Source organism: Bradyrhizobium zhengyangense (assembly GCF_022012555.1).
GTDB lineage: Bacteria > Pseudomonadota > Alphaproteobacteria > Rhizobiales > Xanthobacteraceae > Bradyrhizobium > Bradyrhizobium zhengyangense.
Genome location: NZ_JAKLTZ010000005.1, coordinates 164,954 through 184,555, shown reverse-complemented (window position 1 = coordinate 184,555; position 19,602 = coordinate 164,954). Strand labels below are relative to the sequence as shown.

At 63.8% G+C, this 19,602-nt stretch carries 19 protein-coding genes and 1 pseudogene; 15 read left to right on the top strand and 5 right to left on the bottom strand.

The window, feature by feature from the left end:
- Positions 1-3: 3 nt before the first annotated feature.
- On the top strand, positions 4-558 hold the full coding sequence (locus L6639_RS21030; RefSeq protein ID WP_237863538.1) for a carboxymuconolactone decarboxylase family protein: 555 nt from the start codon (positions 4-6) through the stop codon (positions 556-558).
- A 1-nt stretch (position 559) separates the two neighbouring features.
- Positions 560-1,360: an SDR family NAD(P)-dependent oxidoreductase gene (locus tag L6639_RS21025; protein ID WP_237863537.1), complete on the top strand. Its 801-nt coding sequence runs from the start codon at positions 560-562 to the stop codon at positions 1,358-1,360.
- A gap of 15 nt (positions 1,361-1,375) precedes the next feature.
- Here the strand turns inward: L6639_RS21025 and L6639_RS21020 are convergent, their stop codons facing one another.
- The gene (locus tag L6639_RS21020) at positions 1,376-2,680 is read right to left on the bottom strand and encodes a PQQ-dependent sugar dehydrogenase (protein WP_237863881.1); all 1,305 of its coding nucleotides are present in this window, start codon (positions 2,678-2,680) and stop codon (positions 1,376-1,378) included.
- A 202-nt stretch (positions 2,681-2,882) separates the two neighbouring features.
- Here L6639_RS21020 and L6639_RS21015 point away from each other — a divergent pair, with 202 nt between their 5' ends.
- From L6639_RS21015 to L6639_RS43290, 6 genes and pseudogenes are all read left to right on the top strand, one after another.
- Positions 2,883-4,076, top strand: coding sequence for a urate hydroxylase PuuD (locus tag L6639_RS21015; protein WP_237863536.1), 1,194 nt, complete (start codon positions 2,883-2,885; stop codon positions 4,074-4,076).
- Between the two features lie 145 nt (positions 4,077-4,221).
- Positions 4,222-5,079, top strand: coding sequence for a VOC family protein (locus tag L6639_RS21010; RefSeq protein WP_237863535.1), 858 nt, complete (start codon positions 4,222-4,224; stop codon positions 5,077-5,079).
- 78 nt (positions 5,080-5,157) lie between these two features.
- Positions 5,158-5,433 (top strand): hypothetical protein, encoded by a 276-nt coding sequence (locus L6639_RS21005; protein ID WP_237863534.1) that lies wholly within the window; start codon positions 5,158-5,160, stop codon positions 5,431-5,433.
- 212 nt (positions 5,434-5,645) lie between these two features.
- A complete protein-coding gene (locus tag L6639_RS21000) occupies positions 5,646-6,602 on the top strand; it encodes a lytic transglycosylase domain-containing protein (RefSeq protein WP_237863533.1) in 957 nt (318 codons plus the stop codon).
- A gap of 313 nt (positions 6,603-6,915) precedes the next feature.
- A complete protein-coding gene (locus L6639_RS20995) occupies positions 6,916-7,512 on the top strand; it encodes a hypothetical protein (protein WP_237863532.1) in 597 nt (198 codons plus the stop codon).
- Positions 7,509-7,646 (top strand): annotated as a pseudogene (locus L6639_RS43290) (HGGxSTG domain-containing protein); the annotation flags it as partial. The gene L6639_RS20995 and the pseudogene L6639_RS43290, both read left to right, overlap by 4 nt.
- 38 nt (positions 7,647-7,684) lie before the next feature.
- On the opposite strand, the gene L6639_RS43285 reads toward L6639_RS43290, so the two are convergent.
- Complete coding sequence (locus tag L6639_RS43285) at positions 7,685-7,933, bottom strand: hypothetical protein (protein WP_237863531.1); 249 nt, start codon at positions 7,931-7,933, stop codon at positions 7,685-7,687.
- 220 nt (positions 7,934-8,153) lie between these two features.
- On the opposite strand from L6639_RS43285, the gene L6639_RS20985 reads away from it, so the two are divergent.
- Positions 8,154-10,304: a methyl-accepting chemotaxis protein gene (locus L6639_RS20985; protein ID WP_237863530.1), complete on the top strand. Its 2,151-nt coding sequence runs from the start codon at positions 8,154-8,156 to the stop codon at positions 10,302-10,304.
- A 144-nt stretch (positions 10,305-10,448) separates the two neighbouring features.
- On the opposite strand, the gene L6639_RS20980 is transcribed toward L6639_RS20985, so the two are convergent.
- The 3 genes from L6639_RS20980 to L6639_RS20970 are packed head-to-tail and all read right to left on the bottom strand — an operon-like array spanning position 10,449 to position 12,074.
- Positions 10,449-10,946, bottom strand: coding sequence for a GDSL-type esterase/lipase family protein (locus L6639_RS20980; RefSeq protein WP_237863529.1), 498 nt, complete (start codon positions 10,944-10,946; stop codon positions 10,449-10,451).
- A 43-nt stretch (positions 10,947-10,989) separates the two neighbouring features.
- Positions 10,990-11,652 (bottom strand): C45 family autoproteolytic acyltransferase/hydrolase, encoded by a 663-nt coding sequence (locus tag L6639_RS20975; protein WP_377818874.1) that lies wholly within the window; start codon positions 11,650-11,652, stop codon positions 10,990-10,992.
- Positions 11,649-12,074, bottom strand: a complete 426-nt coding sequence (locus L6639_RS20970) for a C45 family peptidase (protein WP_237863528.1) — start codon at positions 12,072-12,074, stop codon at positions 11,649-11,651. The genes L6639_RS20975 and L6639_RS20970 overlap by 4 nt, the downstream gene beginning before the upstream one ends.
- A gap of 186 nt (positions 12,075-12,260) precedes the next feature.
- On the opposite strand from L6639_RS20970, the gene L6639_RS20965 reads away from it, so the two are divergent.
- The 6 genes from L6639_RS20965 (at position 12,261) to L6639_RS20940 (ending at position 19,381) form a co-directional block, all read left to right on the top strand.
- Positions 12,261-13,511: an MFS transporter gene (locus L6639_RS20965; protein ID WP_237863527.1), complete on the top strand. Its 1,251-nt coding sequence runs from the start codon at positions 12,261-12,263 to the stop codon at positions 13,509-13,511.
- A gap of 152 nt (positions 13,512-13,663) precedes the next feature.
- A complete protein-coding gene (locus L6639_RS20960) occupies positions 13,664-14,110 on the top strand; it encodes a hypothetical protein (protein WP_237863526.1) in 447 nt (148 codons plus the stop codon).
- Positions 14,111-14,305: 195 nt separating this feature from the next.
- Positions 14,306-15,511: a M20/M25/M40 family metallo-hydrolase gene (locus tag L6639_RS20955; RefSeq protein ID WP_237863525.1), complete on the top strand. Its 1,206-nt coding sequence runs from the start codon at positions 14,306-14,308 to the stop codon at positions 15,509-15,511.
- A gap of 184 nt (positions 15,512-15,695) precedes the next feature.
- Positions 15,696-16,781: a mandelate racemase/muconate lactonizing enzyme family protein gene (locus L6639_RS20950; protein WP_237863524.1), complete on the top strand. Its 1,086-nt coding sequence runs from the start codon at positions 15,696-15,698 to the stop codon at positions 16,779-16,781.
- A gap of 227 nt (positions 16,782-17,008) precedes the next feature.
- Entirely contained in the window at positions 17,009-18,157 is a 1,149-nt protein-coding gene (locus L6639_RS20945) for an amidohydrolase (RefSeq protein ID WP_237863523.1), read from the top strand.
- Positions 18,158-18,226: 69 nt separating this feature from the next.
- Positions 18,227-19,381, top strand: coding sequence for a caspase family protein (locus L6639_RS20940; protein WP_237863522.1), 1,155 nt, complete (start codon positions 18,227-18,229; stop codon positions 19,379-19,381).
- Positions 19,382-19,602: the final 221 nt, after the last annotated feature.

Below are 19,602 nucleotides of genomic sequence, written 5' to 3'. Positions count from 1 at the left end.
ACAATGGCCCGCCTGCCCTATCTCGAGGCCGACCAGGTCGCGCCCGAATATCGCGATATGCTCAAGCGCAACACCAACCTGCACAAGCTGCTGGTCAACTCACCGGAGATGGCGCGCGCTTTCAACGGCATCGGCGGCTACATCCGCTTCAAGAGCAAGCTCGACCCGCGCCTGCGGGAGCTGGCGATCCTCCAGGTCGGCTGGATGGAGAAGTCGGAATACGAGTTCACGCACCACGTGAAGATCGGCAAGGAGTTCGGCGTTACAGACGAAGACATCGCCGGCCTGATGGCGGAGACCGAGGGCAAGCCGTCGAAGCTCGAGCCGCTCGCCAAGTCGATCCTGAAAGGCGCCCGCGAAATGGTGCGGGACCTTGCGATGTCGGACGCAACTTTCGCCGAACTCAAGCAGCATCTCTCCGACGAGCACATGGTCGACCTTGTGCTCACCATCGCCTTTTATTGTGGTGTGGTACGCGTGCTCGCTACCATGAAGATCGACAACGAGCCTTATTACAAAGAGGTACTCCAGCAGTACCCGATCCCGGGAGTGAATTGACATGCGCATGAAAGACAAGGTTGCGATCGTGGTCGGTGCCGGCCAGAGCCCCGGCGAAGGCATGGGCAACGGCCGCGCCACCGCGCTGACCTTCGCGCGCGAGGGCGCGAAGGTGTTGTGCGTCGATCACCATCTGGAATCGGCGCAGGAGACCGTCGATCTGATCGTTGCGAAGCAAGGCACCGCAGCAGCCTTCAAGGCCGACGTGACAAAGTCTGCCGACATCAAGGCGATGGTCGCCGACGCCAAATCGCGCTGGGGCCGGATCGACGTCCTGCACAACAATGTCGGCGTGAGCCTCGCCGGCGGCGATGCCGAGCTGCTGCAAATCACCGAGGAAGCATTCGACCGCGTGGTCGCGATCAATCTGAAGAGCTGTATCCTCGCCGCCAAAGAAGTGATCCCGATCATGCGCGCGCAGAAGGGCGGGGTCATCATCAACATCTCGTCGATGGCGGCGATCACCACCTATCCTTACGTCGCCTACAAGGCGACGAAATCGGCGATGATCGCCTTCACCGAACAGCTCGCCTACCAGAACGCCGAATACGGCATCCGCGCCAACGTCATCCTGCCCGGCCTGATGAACACGCCGATGGCTGTCGATACCCGCGCCCGCGAATGGCACAAGAGCCGAGCCGAAGTCGAAGCCGAGCGCGACAACAAGGTGCCGCTGCGCAAGAAGATGGGTACGGGCTGGGACGTCGCCAATGCCGCCCTGTTTCTCGCGTCGGATGAGGCGAATTTCATCACCGGCGTGACGTTGCCGGTGGATGGCGGAGCGAGTGTGCGGCGGGGATAGGTCGCAGCGCGATTGCTAGTGCCTCACCCGCCAGATCGATCCGCCGGTATCTTCCGAGATCAGCAGCGACCCATCCTTCGCGACCGCAATTCCAACCGGTCGTCCCCACACCTGACTGTCATTCACGACGAAGCCCGTGACAAAATCCTCGTACTCGCCGGTCGGCTTGCCGTCCTTCATCCGGATGCGGATCACCTTGTAGCCGGTGCGCTTCGACCGGTTCCACGAGCCATGCTCGGCGGCGAAGGCGTCGCCCTGATATTCGGACGGAAACAGCGCGCCCTGGTAGAAGGTCATGCCGAGCGAGGCCGAATGCGGCTGCACCAGCACATCGGGTACCGTCACCTTGTCCTTGAGGTCCGGCCGCGCGCCGGCATGACGCGGGTCTTCGTTGTTGCCGATGTAGAACCACGGCCAGCCGTAGAAGCCACCCTCCTTTACGCTGGTGACATAGTCGGGCACGAGATCGTCGCCGAGGCCATCGCGCTCGTTGGTCGAGCACCACGGCATGCCGGTCTGCGGCTGGATCGCGAGGCCGACACAATTGCGGATGCCGGTGGCATAGAGCTTGCGGTCCTTACCCTCTGGCGTGAATGAGAGCACCGCGGCACGCTCGGCCTCATAGCCCCAGGATGCGCCGAGCGCCTGCGAGCGCGCCCAGGCCTCGAGCCCACCGGGCGGGCTGCCCATGCCCTCGGCGACGTTGCTGACTGAACCGACCGACACCAGCATGCGCTTGCCGTCTGGCGTGAACACGATGTCGCGGGTCGAATGGCCCGATCCGTGTGCGAGATCCGCCACCACAACATCGGCCTTGCCCGAGGCCTTCAGGTCGCCGGCGTGATAGGGAAAGCGGACGACATTGCCGGTATTGGCGACGTAAACCCATTGCGGATTGTCGCCGTTCGGAAAGAAAGCGATCCCAAACGGGCGGCTCAGCCCGCTGGCAAAGACCTCGTTGGTCGCAACCTTGCCGCCCTCCCCGAGACGCAATACGCGAATGCGCCCCGGCCCGGTCTCGGCAACGAAGATATCGCCATTCGGCGCGACGCGAAGCACGCGGGCGTCGGAGAGGCCGTCGGCGAACAGCTCGATCTTGAATCCGTCAGGCACATCGGGTGTTGCGCTGCCACGCGACGTCACTCGCGTCGGATTTGAGACCGAGGGCGTGGCGCCGGGCTTGGCCAGATCCTGTGGGCGGATCAGCCTGATGGTACCGGGCTTGTCGGCCTGCCAGCTGCCATAGGCATCCTTGCCCCGCAGCACGGGCTCTCCTTGCGCGCCTGCACAGACGACCAACAGCCATGCGGCCACTATCATGTGCGAAACATGAATCTTCACGCCAGCTTCCTCCCGGACTTATCTGCCAAATCCCACGTCAGCTCATGCCCGCACGATGTGCAGATGGTGTGACCCATCGTACTGGAAAACGTCGCGGATCGGTGCAACAGATTGTAAGGGCACGGCCGCAGGTTGCGGTCATCAAGGCTGCGGCATCGGTGTCGCGATTGATGGGATGATCATGTGGGGATCGATCATATCGGAATGGGCGAGTCTGCTGCTGCGCTGGCTGCACGTGGTGGCCGCGATCGCCTGGATCGGCAGTTCCTTCTATTTCATCGCCCTCGACCTCAGCCTCAAGCCCAGGAGCGACCTGCCTGATGGCGTGCAGGGCGAGGCCTGGCAGGTCCATGGCGGCGGCTTCTACCGGATCATGAAATATCTGGTGGCCCCGAGCCAAATGCCGGACGAGCTGACCTGGTTCAAATGGGAGGCCTACACCACCTGGCTGTCCGGCTTCGCGCTGATGGTGGTGGTGTATTATCTCGACGCCGATTTGTTCCTGGTCGACAAGTCGATCTTCGACCTCACGCCGTTCCAGGCCGGGCTGTTCAGCTTCGGCAGCCTCGCACTGGCGTGGCTGCTTTACGAGGCCGCCTGCCGCACCGGGCTTGCGCAGCGCGAGCTGCCCTTCGCCGTCGGCGGCTATCTGTTCCTGGTCGCGCTGACCTACGCCTTCACCCATGTGCTGAGCGGCCGCGGCGCCTTCAACCAGATCGGCGCACTGATCGGCACCATCATGGTCGCCAACGTCTTCGCGGTGATCATTCCGAACCAGAAGAAAATCGTCGCGGCGCTTATCGCGGGTCAGGCGCCCGACCCGAAGCTCGGCAAGACCAGCAAGGAACGTTCGGTCCACAACAACTATCTGACCCTGCCCGTCGTCGTGCTGATGATCAGCAATCACTATCCCCTGCTCTACGCCACGCGCTTCAACTGGATCATCGTCGCGATCGTGCTGGCGCTGGGACCGGTGATCCGCCACTTCTTCAACGAAGGCCATGCCGGACGCAAATCGCCGTGGTGGGTGTGGGGCGTGGCGGCAGCGGGCGCGATCGCGATCCTCTTCCTCTCTGCAGCCGGACCACGCGAGGTCAAGACGGGCGCGCTCTCGGCGCAGCCCACCCTCGCCAATGTCGAGGAGATCGTGATGTCCCGCTGCAGCATGTGCCATGCGGCCGAGCCGGTCTGGGCCGGCATCGTGACCGCGCCGAAGGGCATTTTGCTCGATGCGCCCGAGCACATCCATCGCAACATCCGTCTGATCGGCCGCGTCGCGGCCTGGTCCAACGCGATGCCGCCGGGCAATATCACCGAAATGACCAGCGAGGAACGCGCCGTCCTCGCCGCCTATATCAGCGAGCAGGATCGCTGATCACAGCGCGGCGATGCCGCGTTTCGCGGAATGAAATTCCTGATCTCCCCTCGATTTGAAAATGACTCGAGCGCCTATCCGGCGTAGACAGGACTGGCGGCGCAGGCCGTCCAACGTCAGTTCGCAATTGCCGGGGAAATCGCAAGTGGCCCTCAAGAACGTCATCGGGATCGACCACGCCGTGGTCATGGTGAAAGACCTCGACAAGGCTGCCGAGAACTATCGCCAGCTCGGCTTCACGCTTTCGCCGCGCGGCACCCACAGCGCGCATATGGGCACCGGCAACTACACCATCATGTTCGACCCTGATTATATGGAGCTGCTCGGCGTGCTGGTCGCAACCGAGCACAACGCGCCGGCGCGCGCCTTTGTCGAGCGACAGGGTGAAGGCATCGAACGCATCGCCTTCACCGCGATCGATTCCGCCGCCGGTGCCGAGGAAATCCGCGCACGCGGCTTCACGCCGATCGGCCCGACCGATTTCGAGCGACCGGTCACGCTGCCTGATGGCACGGTCTCGGCCGCAAAATTCCGCACCTTCATGTGGCCGACCGCGGAAGCGCCCGGCGGGGTGCGCATCTTCGCCTGTCAGCACAAGACCCGCGAGACGGTGTGGATTCCCGAGCTGATGAAACATGCGAACGCGGCCAAGCGGATTAGCCAAGTGCTGATCGCAGCGCCCGAGCCCGCAGCGGAAGCCGCGCATCTGGCGCGGCTGATCGATCGCGAGCCGAAGGCAGAGGCCGACGGCGCGGTGACGGTGACCTCAGGCGGCGACCGCGCCGACTTCGTCTATCTGACACTGGAGCAGCTTGGCCAACGCTATCCCGGCGTGCCGCTCGCTGGCCTCTCGGGGCGCGGCGGTGCGGCGCTGGTGCTCGTCAGCGGTGATCTCGCGGCGACCGAGAAGGCCCTCGGCCCCGCAGGCGTCCGTAGCGGTGCGGCGATCGTCGTGCCCCCGGCGAAGGCCAACGGCACCCTGCTTGCCTTCATCGCCGGCTGATTTGAACCAATTCTTTAACGCGCGTTTACCTGACGGCTTTAGGGTTCCCCCTGAAGTCCAAGCCGCCCGGGGACACGCATGTTCAAAGAGGGATCGCCGATCGCTTACGACGCGCCGGCCGAGCTGAAGAAGTGGCCGTCACTGAGGGGCGAGCGGCAGAAGGACCGTGGTCCGCCCTACCTCGTCTACAACGGCACGCTCGCCGACTGCGTCCGCGAGCTCATGGGCAAGCCCGTCAAGGGCATCTCGCTCTACGACATCATGACCAAGCCGCAAGCGGCCTTCGACCAGACCGTGCTGTCGCCCGGCGATGCCGCCGAGATCGCGATGCGCAAGGATTTTCCCAAGCCTTAGGCGGCGCCGACCTGCCGCAAGATTGTTTGCAGCTGTGAGCCCCTCGCGGTTTCCGTAGAACCGCGGGAGCGGCGCCCCGCGTTCCTGCGACGGGAACACCGTACTAACACCGGTGGTCTTTCGGAATCGCAGCTTCGCCGCAATTACGGTTAAGAAGTCCTTGTCACCGGCACCCGCTGGTCGTTCCCCACAGTTCGAGGACTCTTACCGAGATGCGATTTCTCGTCGCGGCTTGCGCTGCGTTCCTGCTTCTGATGTGCGACGTCGGCCCAGAGCCGACATGGCAAACCTCACATGTCGACCAGGCCACGCCGAAGTCCGACCGCGCGCCTTCGTTGGTGCCGATCGTCGAGCTGTTCCTCGCAAGTGTGCAGGCCATTGAACTTGCCAATGCGCGTGCCTCCTATGAGGAGACGATCGAGCCGGAGCCCGCCATCGAAGCTGCCGTAGAGACTTCGCCTTCACCGACCGAACAATTCTGCCGCGCGCTCAAGGAAGCGGCCGAGGAGAGCGGCATTCCTGTGCCGTTCTTCGCCCGCCTGCTCTGGCAGGAGAGCCGTTTCAAATCCGACGAGGTCAGCCAGGCCGGCGCGCAAGGCGTTGCGCAATTCATGCCGGAGACCGCCGCTGAAATGGGGCTCGACGATCCCTTCGATCCCATGAAGGCGCTGCCCGCATCGGCAAGATTCCTGCGCAAGCTCCGCGACGATTTCGGCAATCTCGGCCTCGCCGCAGCCGCCTACAACGCCGGCCCCGGCCGCATCCAGAAATGGCTCGCCAAGGAGAGCGACTTGCCGCGCGAGACGCGCGACTATGTCCGCATCATCACCGGCACCAAAGCCGAAGACTGGATCGAGCGTTCGGATGCGCTGGCGATCCGGATCGACCTGCCGCGCGAGGCGCCTTGCGAGGGCGTCGGCAGCCTGTCCAAGATCAAGGACGTCGCCTGGGTGCCCGCGAATCTCACGCCGTCGACCGCCACCATCATTCGCAAGGCCGAGCAGCTGGCGGCGCGGCTCGCAGCAAACCGCGCCCGCAAGCACCTCGTGGCGCTGCTCCGCAAGGGCGGCGCAGCCCATGGCAAGGCGCGCAGCATGATCGCGGCCCGCGCCAAGGGGGCAAAGGCCCACACCATCCGTGTGGCGGCGCGCGAGCGGTCTTCGGGCTGAACGCCCCGCCGCGACCGAAACACGAAAACAACCCCATGCACAGTAGCTTGACGCCCCCGTCAGAACGGGGGCTTGCGCGCGGTCGACTGCTGAATTTCAGAAAATCACTTTGACTCGTCGGGCAAAACAGGAGCATGATGGCATCATCGCGAGATCAGCCCGTGTCCAGCCCTGCCCGATGATGGGCGCGCTCGACCCGGCAGCGCGACAACGCCTCGTCACCACCTGAAAATCCCAACCGCCGCGTCAGCAGACGCGCGATCGGCTTCGCTTGCCGCGAGGCCGCGCCCTGCTGCGGCAAAGGACACATCGCATGACCACGTCCCTGACATCTCCCGAAACGACGGCCATCACGGCCAGCGATCGCGCCGCGACCATTGCAAGCCCGAAAGTCAAGCTCCGCCGCCGGAGCATCGTGATCGAACATCCTGATGCGAGCGCCGGCGAAGCGCTGCTGGCCGAGGCGCTCGGCGCCGCCGACCGCGACGCGCTGCATGGCCTGTTGAGCCAGCTGGTGAAGGCGAGCGTCGTCGCGTGCAAGCCCGACCAGGGCAATCTCGCCTTCATGGTCTCGACGCTGAAGAGCATCGCGCCGAAGGACTCGCTCGAATCCATGCTGGCGGCGCAGATGGTGAGCATTCAGGTCGCGACGATGCGCTGCGCCTGTCGCCTCGCCTGCACCGATGACGTGCAGCAGCAGGAAAGCCTCACACGCGCCCTGACCCGGCTAGCCCGCACTTACGCGGCCCAGGTGGAGGCCTTGAACCGGCACCGCAGCAACGGCGCGTGCGCGATCACGGTGCAGAATTTGTCCGTGCAGGACGGCGGCAAGGCCGTCGTCGGCAACTTCACGCAACATGCGAACTTGATCGCTGCACAGCCTGGCCTGGTGGACGCCGTTCCCGCATGAGCCACGTCCGCAACACAGGGGCGATGCGAACGAGTCGACGTTGCGGGGCGCAAACCCGCAACGGTGCAACGTGTCGCGCGCCGGCGCTGCGCGGCAGGATACGCTGCCGCATGCACGGCGGTGCATGGGGATCCGGGGCGCCGATTGGGAACGGCAATGCCGTCAAGCACGGCTATTTCAGCAGCGAGGCGATCGAAGAGCGGAAGTTCGTTCGCACCCTATTGGCTGAAGCGGAGAACTTGCTCGGCCAATTGCCCGCACAGCCGAACGCAAACTGCAACCCGCGCAAGAACCGAACCCAACTCACTCCGGGAACTGACCAGGCAAGCTCTACTTCGGCCATAGGGTATTGCTCTGCAAAGCTCGTCGTTGATCGCGTCTGCAAAAGATCGGAATAGAGCAGATCATCGTGCTGTTCCACGGGCGTTGCTCCAACAACCAACGATGGAGCCGCGCGTCGATGCATCGCAAATGAGCAAGCAGTATAATTCGCGAGCACTCCTTCGACAGCGGCAGGGTAGTACCGGCCTTCCCCTGCTGATTTAATGATCGTTTTGCTCAATATTTACGCGACATTCAGTCATTTGGAAAAGAATCGTGCTCATGAGACTTCACCCTCGCAACGCTGCAGAGGTACCATCATGCGCAAGAACCTTCCGGTCACAGCAACTGAATTTCCCATTACGGACGAGACGCTGATCGTCTCAAGGACCGACCTCAAAGGGAAGCTCACCTACTTCAATGACCAGTTCGTGGCGGCCGCCGGGTTTGCGCCCGACGAGTTGATGGGCCAGCCGCATAACATTGTTCGGCATCCGGATATGCCGGAGGCGGCTTTCGAAAATCTTTGGCAGACGCTCAAAGATGGTAAGCCGTGGTCGGGTGCGGTCAAGAACAGGCGCAAGAATGGTGACTTCTACTGGGTGTTGGCGAACGCCTCCCCAATCCGCGAAAACGGCGAAGTCACAGGCTTTACCTCAGTTCGGACGAAGCTTGCTCCGGAGGACCGCGCCGAGGCCGAAAAAGTCTACGCGCTCATGCGCGCCAACAAGGGGCAGGAGTATCAGATAGGCGCGGGCATCATTCGCCGTCGGTCAGTCCTGGACAAGCTATCCTTTTTCACGGGCACGTTGAGGGCGCGCCTAACGACCTTGGTCGCGATCCTCAGCATCTTCATGCTTGTTGCCGGAATTTCGGGACTTCTGTCCACCAATGCCAGCAACAGGCGAATGCAATCGATCTATGAAGACCGGACAATCCCGCTGGCTCAATTGTTCGATATCAACGACCGAATGCTGCAAAACACGGCGATCCAGCTCGCCGCGGCTGCCGATGGACGCGCCGGCAGGCCAGTCGGAGACGTCGCTGCTGCAGTCAACGGAAACATCGACAAGATCTCGAGAGTTTGGGGCGAGTACTTGGCCACTTATCTCACGCCCGAAGAGAAGATGGCGGCCGAGCGATTCACCGTGAAGCGCCAGGCCTACGCGGAGAATGCGGTCAAACCTTCGCTTGCCCTGCTTGGAGAACGCAAATTCGACGAAGCCTCCTCTCTCCTCGCCGGCAAAGCGCGTCAACTTTTCGACGAAGCGAAGCGTGAGCTGGATGTGCTTGTTGCCATCCAGGTGAAAGAGGCCAAAGCCGAATACGAGGCGGCACAGCATCAGTTCTACATGACGATTGCGATCGTCGGCTTGATGGTCCTCGCCGGCCTTGCCTTCGGTGGATTCATCGGTGTGCAGACGATCCGCTCCGTGCTGCGTCCGTTGAAAGTGCTCAACGAGGCAATGCTCAACGTCACGTTTGGCAAGCTGGACAACGCCATCCCCGTCGAGAAAGACGACGAGCTTGGCGAAGCTCTTCGCAATATGCGCAGTGTGCAGGCGATCGTCCGATTTAATGCCGAGGAAGTGAAAGCGGTCCAGCGCGCCGCTGAGGCAAAGCGCAAGCTCGACATGGACAAGCTAGCAAACGAGTTCGAGGGCACAGTCGGCAGCATCATCCAGACCGTATCTTCCGCTTCAGCCGAGCTCGAATCCTCTGCAACCACCTTGTCATCATCGGCCACGAGATCGCAGGAGCTGGCCACGCGAGTAGCTGCGGCATCGGAGGAGGCCTCGACAAACGTTCAGTCGGTCGCCTCAGCTACGGAAGAGCTTACGTCGTCCGTCAATGAGATCAGCCGACAGGTTCAGGAGTCCGCCCGGATCGCCAATGGCGCCGTGGAGCAGGCAAGATCGACCAACGAGCGGGTCACTGAACTTTCCAAGGCGGCAGCCCGGATCGGCGACGTCGTCGAGCTAATCAATACCATTGCCGGGCAAACCAATTTGCTCGCTCTCAATGCGACGATTGAGGCGGCCCGCGCCGGCGATGCTGGTCGGGGGTTCGCCGTGGTAGCTTCCGAGGTGAAAGCCCTTGCCGAGCAAACCGCGAAGGCAACAGGAGAAATCGGGCAACAGATTTCGGGAATTCAGGCCGCGACGGAGGATTCGGTCGTCGCGATCAAGGACATCAGCACGACAATCGAGCGCCTGTCTGAAATCTCCTCCACCATTGCGGCCGCGGTTGAAGAGCAAGGCGCTGCCACGCAGGAAATCTCGCGCAATATCCAAGAAGCTTCGCGCGGAACGTCCGACGTGAGCACGAACATCGTTGATGTCGAGAGCGGCGCCAGCCAGACGGGCGCCGCATCGGGAAGCGTGTTATCCGCGGCACAATCGCTCTCGCAGGAGAGTCGCCGTCTTCAGCAGGAGGTCGACCAGTTCTTGAGGACGGTACGGGTTGCGTAAGACCGCAAGCGATTGCCTTCTTTCGACTACCTCTGCCGACCAGGCGCTGAGCGCCGCCAATGAAGGCGACCCCGCAAAGCTGAGGCCGCTCAACTGGCGGCGCGCGGTCACAACCAGCATCGACACCTTCGAGCGGGCGTAACGTCATTTACCCAGCGCCGCTGCGACCTGACCGACCAGCTGCTCTGCCAGCATGTGATAGCCCTCTGGCGTGAGATGCTGCCCGTCGGGTTGATGCGGCAGTCCATGCAGCATCCCGTTCGGGAGCATGACCACCTTGATGCCCATCGCGCCCAGCCGGCTTTGGATTTCGGGCGTGTTGTCGGCCGCCAGCTTTCTCCGGTCGTTTCCGCCGGGTTGGAGGATCACGACGCTCGTTCCCTTCGGAACGACTCGATCGATGCGGGCCAGCATGCCTCCCGTGGTGTCACCGTTGATGCCGGCATTGATGACACGGACGCCGAGACCCCTCGCACGGAGAAGCGCTTCGAGCTGTGCGGGATAGGCCTGGCTGCGCGACACGCCTTTGCCAAACGTGTTGCTGGCGCCAAGGGCCACGACGGTTGCAGCGTGCGCGGCGCCAAACGTGGCGAACGCGGCGAATGCGCCGAGAAGAACGATCTGTCTGAGCCTTGCGATCATTTTTGTGCCCTTGATCGGATTGAGATTCCCATTCCCGTTGATATCACCGCTTGCTCCATCGCCTCGCTTTTGTCCGCCTGATACGTTGCAGGCCAAGATTGAGTTGCCCCTTGATCTCAGACGTCGGCAAATCTTCGCCGGCGACCCATGACTTGAAATCAACGTCCAGCATGTCCTCTTCGAGCGCGGCTGCATCGCCCCCGATACCGATCAGGAGCCGTCGCTTTCCCGGCTCGGCAACGATGGTGTGCAGCGTTTGGGCGCGACCGTAATTATGGAAGGCCGGCGAGGCCGAAAAGTTCAGCGCCTGGAACGTCTGCTCGGCCGTCAGATTTCGCGCGGCCCAACCTTCCAGCGGCGGGAGCCGGTCGATCGAATGCGCGACCCGGCGATTGAGGCGCCGCAATTGCGGCGACTGGAAATGATTGGTGCAGGCAAGCCAGTCGCCACCGCGCACCGCGACCGCGCCGGCCCCTGCTTCAACCACCGCAGCCACGCCGCCGGAATCGAGCAGCGAATAATTGTACTGCATGGCATGAGGCGTGCGGCGCAGAAGGTCGATGGCCTCCGCCGTCGTCGCACAGCTATCCAGGACGCGCCTGACCAGTAACACGCTGTTGAGACCGGGCGCACGCGGTCGCGCCTTGACCAGATGCAGGCCGATGGCGAGACCGTGTTCATTCATGCCGTCCAGTCGTCCGGTCAGCTGATGGCTGCCGCCGATGCTGGCATAGCTGCCGCTGATCTGGACGAGCGCGAAGCTCCCTCATACCCTCGCGGCCAGAAATCATAGTTGCGGCCATAAACACCACCAGACATCACGGCCGAGCAGCCGCCTGTCGGCATCCTCATGCCTTCGTTGCCGAAATAGGTGACGGCATGCTCCATCGAGATGTTGAGCCCCTCGGCGATCCCGCCGATCTCCTCCCACAGAGCAGGCGCATAGGCCCTGAATGCACGCTCCTGGGTGCGGATGTTCAACCACCAGGGCAGCTTCAACCGCTTGCGGAGAAATGCCTTGCCCTTGCGGGTCGCGGCAAACGCATCGGCTTGGGCGCGGCCGACCTCGTAAGGAGTGCCGCGACATTGCACAAGACTGACGCGAAGCGTCTTGGGCTTGTCCGCCATGTGATGCTCTGGTGGGACGGAATCGGGACGGCTGGGCTACGACCTCTATAGCCTAGAGCCGAGCGGTCGTAACGCGACTCACACGCGAAAGTCTGGCGGGCCATGCGATAAGCCGCCCCCTCCCGGCATTGGCACGCCTCCCCCAATCGTGTAACCCGGCCAAAACGTTGCCGGGACGGAACGCTGATGAGTGCGGTTGCCAATGATGAGGCGGGACATGGCACACGCGCGCTGATCTTTGCGCTGGTGGCGCTGGCCTGTGGGCACATGCTCTCTACGCTGCTGCGCACCATCCCGGCGCTCAGCCTCGACCTGATGGCGGAGGATTTCCACGTACAGCCGCAGGCGCTGGCGAGCCTCACCTCGGTCTATCATTTTGCGTTCGCCGCTTCGCAAATCCCTGTGGGCGCCGCAATGGACCGCTTTGGCGTGCGGCCGGTGTCGCTGAGCCTGCTTGCGGGCACCGTGGTCGGCGCGACCGCGTCGGGCTTTGCGACCGGGCCTGAGAGTTTTGCCTTCGGGCAATTGCTGCTGGGCATCGCGACGTCAGGCATGCTGATGTGCCCGATGACGCTGGCGGCGAAGCAATTGTCGGCGGCGCGCTTCGGGCTGTGGTCGGGCGCGATCCTGTCGATCGGCAATATCGGCATGCTGCTGTCGTCGAGCCCGCTCGCCTTCGTGGTCGACACTTACGGCTGGCGCGCCGGGTTCTGGATCGCCGCGGCCGGCGGCATCGCGGTGGCGCTCGCCGTGTTTGCGCTGGTGCCGAACCAGCCAGCCGAGCACAAGGACGATTCCTCGCCGCTGTCGCAGATGATCGAGGTGCTCAGGCTCGGCCTGTCGCGGCCCTTGCGCGGGCTGATCGCGTTGGCGCTGGTGTCGCTCGCGACCTCGCTGGTGCTGCGCGGCTTGTGGGGCGGGCCGTGGCTGATGCAGGTCAAGGGCCTGTCGCGGGTCGAGGCCGGCAACCAGCTCGGCGCCTACACGCTGGCGATGATCGCAGGTCCCCTGCTGATGGGCATGGTCGACCGCAAGGTCGGCCACCGCCGCGAACTGGTGGCTGGCACGCACACGATCGCAGCTCTGCTGGTGGTGCTGATGGCGCTCGGCGCGCCGCATTATGCGGTTGCATGGCTGTTCGGCGTTGAGGTCATGCCACCGCAATACGACCTCGTGCTGTTCGTGCTGATTGGCCTTGCGACCTCGGCTCAGCCGCTGCTGTTCGGCATGTGCCGGCAACTGGTGGACGCGCAGACCGCCGGAAAGGCGCTAGCCGCCGTGAACCTCGCCTTCTTCCTTGGCACCGCGCTGATGCAGTCGATGTCAGGCGCTGTCGCATCGGTCGCGGGATTGCCGGCGGTGCTGCTGTTCATGGCGGCGGCGTTGCTTGTGGGGGTGATGATCTTTTTGCCTTACACCTCGCAGCGTTGGACGTGATGGACGCAGAGCCGCGGCGGGATGTGAACCGCTTCACAACGTCATTGTCATGCATGCGATAGAGTTTTCTATTACAACGTGCGCCTCAATAATACGCGCAGGCTCTTTGCTTTACGGTTCTCACCGTCGCGGCGAATTTATGCGAGGATAACATGCAAGCAAACTTAGGTCTTTCCCTCCAGACGCTGGTATCGGTCGTTTTCGCCGCGCAATTGGCGTTGTTCAGTTTCCGCATCAAGCGTGAAATTGACGTCGCGGACGGCAAACGCAAAGCTTGGTTCCCGATCCCCGACTATATCAACATTCTGAGCATGCTCAGCGTGACTTTATTCTGCATTGTGCTGCCACTGGCTTACAAACAATTCGACAAAGCTTCGGCCATTGTGTTCTCAATTGCTGCCGTCCTGCTCGCGTTCCATCCCATCTGTATGCTCGGCCACTACGGGTTGCTCCCGCCAATGGAACGGCCAACCTATGCGACTGGGCCCAATCAGGGCGACTATCGTTACTGCACGTGGTGGGAAGGTGTCTTCATAATTCTTGCGCTCGCCCTCGCTGGGGCAGCCGGCGTATACGTAAACATGAAGTGGTCACCGTAAGCGATACGAACGGTCCGCGATAGACGGACCAATGCCAACGATCAGGACGGTCATCAAGTCGCCAGATCGGTACGTCCACGGGCATCGCGTCGGCTGCCAACATTCCTCGCATATGAGGGGACCATCTGAAGCCCTTGCACATCGCGCTGCCACGAGAGATGCTGGCGCACTGTCTGCATCAAGGGAATTCAGTTCATGCCCGTCGACAACAAAGCCGCCACCGACCGTCTCATGCGCTTCCTCTCCATCGAGGGCGTCACCGGACAGGAGGCGGCGATCGGGCGTGAGCTCACCGCCGCGCTGAAGGAAAGCGGCGTGCCGGCGAAGGCGATCCGGCTGGACGATGCCAACACCCGCATTCCCGTGCCGACCGAAACCGGCAATCTCATCGTCGACCTGCCCGGCCGCGGCGCGCTGCACAACCAGCCGCGCATCATGTTCATGACCCACATGGACACGGTGCCGCTCTGCGCCGGCGCGAAGCCAAAGAAATCCGGCCGCAAGATCGTCAACGAGGCCAAGACCGCGCTCGGCGGCGACAACCGCTGCGGCTGCGGCGTGCTGGTGACCTTGGCCGCCGAGCTCGAGAAGCAGCAGCTCGACCATCCGCCGATCACGCTGTTGTTCTGCGTGCGCGAGGAGAGCGGGCTCTACGGCGCGCGCCACGTCAAGCTGGATGAGCTGGGGTCACCGGTGATGGCCTTCAACTATGACGGCGGCTCGGCCTCCAACGTCGTGATCGGCGCTGTTGGCGCCGACCGCTGGACCGTCGAGATTTTTGGCCGCGCCTCGCATGCCGGCGTCGCGCCGGAGCGCGGCATCTCCTCGACCATGATCATGGCGCTGGCGCTTGCCGACGTGAAGGCCGGCGGCTGGTTCGGCAAGGTGGTGAAGGGCAAGGGCGCGAGCGCGCGGCAGGGCACCAGCAATGTCGGCCCCGTCACCGGCGGCGAGGGCCGCCCCGCGGGCGATGCCACCAACGTCGTCACCGACTACGTGCATGTGCGCGGCGAGTGCCGCAGCCATGACGGAAAATTCTTCAAGGAGATCACCAAGGCCTACAAGGCCGCGTTCGAGAAGGCGGCCAAGAAGGTGACAAACGCGCAGGGCAAGTCCGGCAAGGTCAAGTTCAAGGCCGAGACCGACTATTATCCGTTCCGCATGAAGGAGAACCTGCCGGTGGTGAAGCGCGCCATCGAGGCCGTGTCCGCCGTTGGCGGCACCCCGAACGTGCGCGCCGCCAATGGCGGCCTGGACGCCAACTGGATGGTCCGCCACGGCATTCCGACCGTGACCTTCGGCGCCGGGCAGAATGAGGCGCATACGATCGACGAGTGGATCAATCTCGACGAATACGATCGCGCGTGCGCGCTGGCGGTGCAGCTGGCGACGACGCGGTGAAGGAGGTTCGTAGGGTGGGTTAGCCCCGCGGATCGCGCGAAGCGCAAACCGGGGCGCGTAACCCACCACTGTTCGTAGCCGCAGGAGACAGCAGAGGTGGGTTACGCCAGCGGACTGCGCTTCGCGCAGCCGCTAGCTAACCCACCCTACGAAGAAGAAGAAAAAGAAGATACAGGGAGGCCACATGCCGCGCATCGCTGATATCGAGACCGGACTCTACCGGATCCCCCTGCCCGTCACGCTGTCCGATTCCACGCATGGCGATATGTCGGCGTTCGAGCTGATCACCTGCCGCGTGCGCGATGCCGATGGCGCCGAAGGCATCGGCTACACCTACACGGTCGGACGCAATGGCGGCGCCATCGCCGATATCCTGAAGCGCGAGATTCCGCCGTTGGTCGAGGGCCGCGAGGCCGACGACACCGAGGCGCTCTGGCATCACGTCTGGTGGGGATTGCACTATGGCGGGCGGGGCGGGCCGACGGTGCTGGCGCTGTCCGCGCTCGACATCGCGCTGTGGGACCTGAAGGCGCGGCGCGCGAACTTGCCGCTGTATCGGCTGCTCGGCGGCTTCGATGCGCGCGTGCCCTGCTATGCCGGCGGCATCGATCTCGATCTTTCCGTGGAAGCGCTGCTCAAGCAGACCGACGGCAATCTCGCCAAGGGGTTTCGCGCCATCAAGATGAAGGTCGGCCGGCCCGATCTCAAATCCGACGTCGCGCGCGTCGCGGCCATGCGCAAACATCTCGGCGACGGCTTTCCGCTGATGGCCGACGCCAACATGAAGTGGACGGTGGAGGAAGCGATCCGCGCTGCGCGCGCGTTTGTGCCGCATGATTTGACCTGGTTGGAAGAGCCCATCATCCCCGACGACGTCGCCGGACACGCACGCATCATGCAGGCCGGCGGCGTGCCGATCGCGGCGGGCGAGAATCTGCGCTCGCTGTGGGAGTTCAAGAACTACATCACCGCGGGCGCGGTGTCCTATCCCGAACCCGACGTCACCAATTGCGGCGGCGTTTCCGCGTTCATGAAGATCGCGCGGCTGGCGGAGGCGTTCAACCTGCCCGTCACCAGCCACGGCGCGCATGACATCACCGTGCATCTGCTGGCGGCCTGCCCGAACCGTTCCTATCTCGAGGCGCACGGTTTCGGGCTGGACAAATATATCGAGCATCCGCTGGTGCTCGAGGACGGCAAGGCGCTGGCCCCGGCACGCCCCGGCCACGGCATCGGCTTTGACTGGAAGGGACTGGCGAAGCTGGTGTGATACCCATTGCTCGTCATTCCGGGGCGCGACGAAGTCGCGAGCCCGGAATCTATCGGGCCACAGAGATAGCTGCGCGATGGATTCCGGGTTCGCGCCGAGAGGCGCGCCCCGGAATGACGGGCGATATGGCGCGCATTGCTGCACGCTAGGCATTCCAAGGGGCTTGATGCGGCGTGCGGATAATCGTCTAGAGTGGTGACAGCTGACACCATCAGAGAGAGCCGCATTTGACCCCCGAGCTGCACCAGAAACTGACTGCGTGGCGCCAGCATCTGCATGCCCATCCCGAGCTATCCCTGCAGGAAAAGGCGACCGCCGCCTTCGTGCAGGAGCGACTCACCGAGCTCGGCATTCCCTTCGTGTCAGGCATCGGCGGCCACGGCATCGTCGCGACGCTGACGCGCGGGTCAGCCGAGGGGCGCGTCGGCCTGCGTGCCGACATGGATGCGCTGCCGATCACCGAGGATACGGGCCTCAGCTACGCCTCGAAACATCCGGGCGTGATGCATGCCTGCGGCCATGACGGGCACACCGCCTCGCTGCTCGGTGCGGCCGCGCTGCTCGCCGCCGACAGCAGCTGGAGCGGCACGGTCGACTTCATCTTCCAGCCGGCCGAGGAAGGTTTTGGCGGCTCGCGCGCGATGGTCGGGGCCGGGCTGTTCGAGCGCTTCCCGATGGAGCGCGTGTTCGGCTTCCACAACTGGCCGGGTCTCGAGGCCGGAACCATCGCGGTCCATGACGGTGCGGTGATGGCCTCGGGCGGACGCGTCACCATCACCATCGAGGGCCACGCCGGCCACGCCGGGATGCCGCATCTGACCCGCGATCCCGTGATGGCCGCCGGCCATCTGATCGTGGCGATGCAGGGAATCGTGTCGCGCAGCGTCGATCCGCTCGACACCGCCGTGCTCTCGCTGTCGACGATCGAGGGCGGCACCGCGCCCAACCAGATCGCGGGGAAAGTCACGATCCGCGGCACGCTGCGGCATCACCGCAATGGCGTGAAGGACATCATCCTGGCGCGGATCGCCGAGATCTGCGCCGGCATCGCCACGAGCTTCGACGTCAAGGTGACGCCTGATATCGTCATGGGCGTCGGCGTGACGATCAACACGCCGGAGGAAGCGGGCCTTGCGCGCATGGCCGCGGACAAGGTGCGGGCCAAGGTCAGGCGCGATCTCGCGCCGAGCATGGCGGGCGAGGATTTCGCGTTCTATCTCAAGCACCGGCCCGGTGCATTCGTCTGGATCGGCAACGGGCCCTTGCGCGACGGCGCCGAGCTGCACGGCCCGCGCTATGATTTCAACGACGCGATCCTCCCGGTGGCATCGACCTGGATGGCCGAAGTCGCCAAGACGGCGCTGTCGGCGAACTAAGCGAGGGCCTGTGGCTCCGCCGGAGCGGTTGCGCTAGGATCGAGACGCGGTCGAGCGAGCGAGTTCAGGATGAACCGGCGCGAATTCGTTTCGGGATTGACGGCGGCGTCGGTGTTTGCGGGCGCGGCGCGTGCGGCCGCAACTGCCGAAGGCCGGCGGGTCGCGCTCGTCATCGGCAATGGCGCCTACAGGAACGTACCGGCGCTGCTCAATCCGCCGAACGACGCGAGCGACATTGCCGCGGCGCTGAAACGACTTGGCTTCACCGTCACCCTGGCAACGAATGCGAGCTTCGACGAGATGCGGCGCGGCCTGATCGCGCTGGGGCGCGAGGCCGCCGGAGCCGACATGGCGGCTGTGTATTTCGCCGGCCATGGCATGGAGATCAATGGCGAGAACTGGCTGATCCCCGTTGACGCGGAGCTGAAGCGGGATACGGACGCGGCGAATGAAGCCATCAATTTGCAGAGCGTGATGTTGCAGGTGTCGAACACCACGAGCCTCGGCCTCGTCATCCTCGACGCCTGCCGCAACAATCCGTTTGCGGCAAAGATGAACAGGTCGATCGCCACGCGCGCAGCTCCCGCGAGCGGGCTCGGCCGCATCGAGCCTGTTGGTAACGTTCTCGTCGCTTATGCCGCGCGCGACGGCACCACGGCGCTGGACGGCGACGCGCGCAACAGCCCGTTTGCGGCGGCGCTCCTGCGCAATATCGAGGTATCAGGCGTCGAGGTCACCTTCATGTTCCGCAATGTCCGCGACGACGTGATGGAGGCAACGCGCAACGAGCAGCAGCCGTTCGTCTACGGCTCGCTGTCGCGCAAGGCAATCTACCTCGCCGGCCGGCCAGCTGATGGCAGCGAGCAGGCGGCCCCGCCCGGCCCGCTACCAGCTGCCGTGTCCCCTGCTCCGCAAACGCCGACGCCGCCAGCGATCGATCCCGCGCTGGTCGGCACCTGGGAGATCATGGTGCCGAGCGGCCGCGGCCAATCACGCTGGATCTGGCAGATCATGGGCGACGGCACCTACAGATTCCACGCCGAGCCGCAGCGCTCGGCGCGTCCACACGAAGGCACGATCACCGCCGCGAACGGCCGCTGGACCCTGCACGCGACCAGGGGCCTGTCGAACTACAGCGATGGCGGCGCCTACGAGATCCACGACACGCTGGCTGTCATCACAGGCAAGCTCGGCACCGGCGCCTGGAAGCGTGGCGCCGAGTAGCTCGCACATTCGCACGATGATGGCGCCCCGCTGGCCGCAGTTACGGCGGCGTCATAGCGCCAACCCTGCTCCTGGAACCCGGATTTTCCCGACTGCTCGGCCCCCCGCGCCTTGACGCGCCGTGCACGGGCAGGTTTAATGGATTTCAACAACATTTGTTCGCATTCCGAACATTTTTATTGGCTGGGCAAAGCGGGATCACAACACCGCGTCCGCAACAC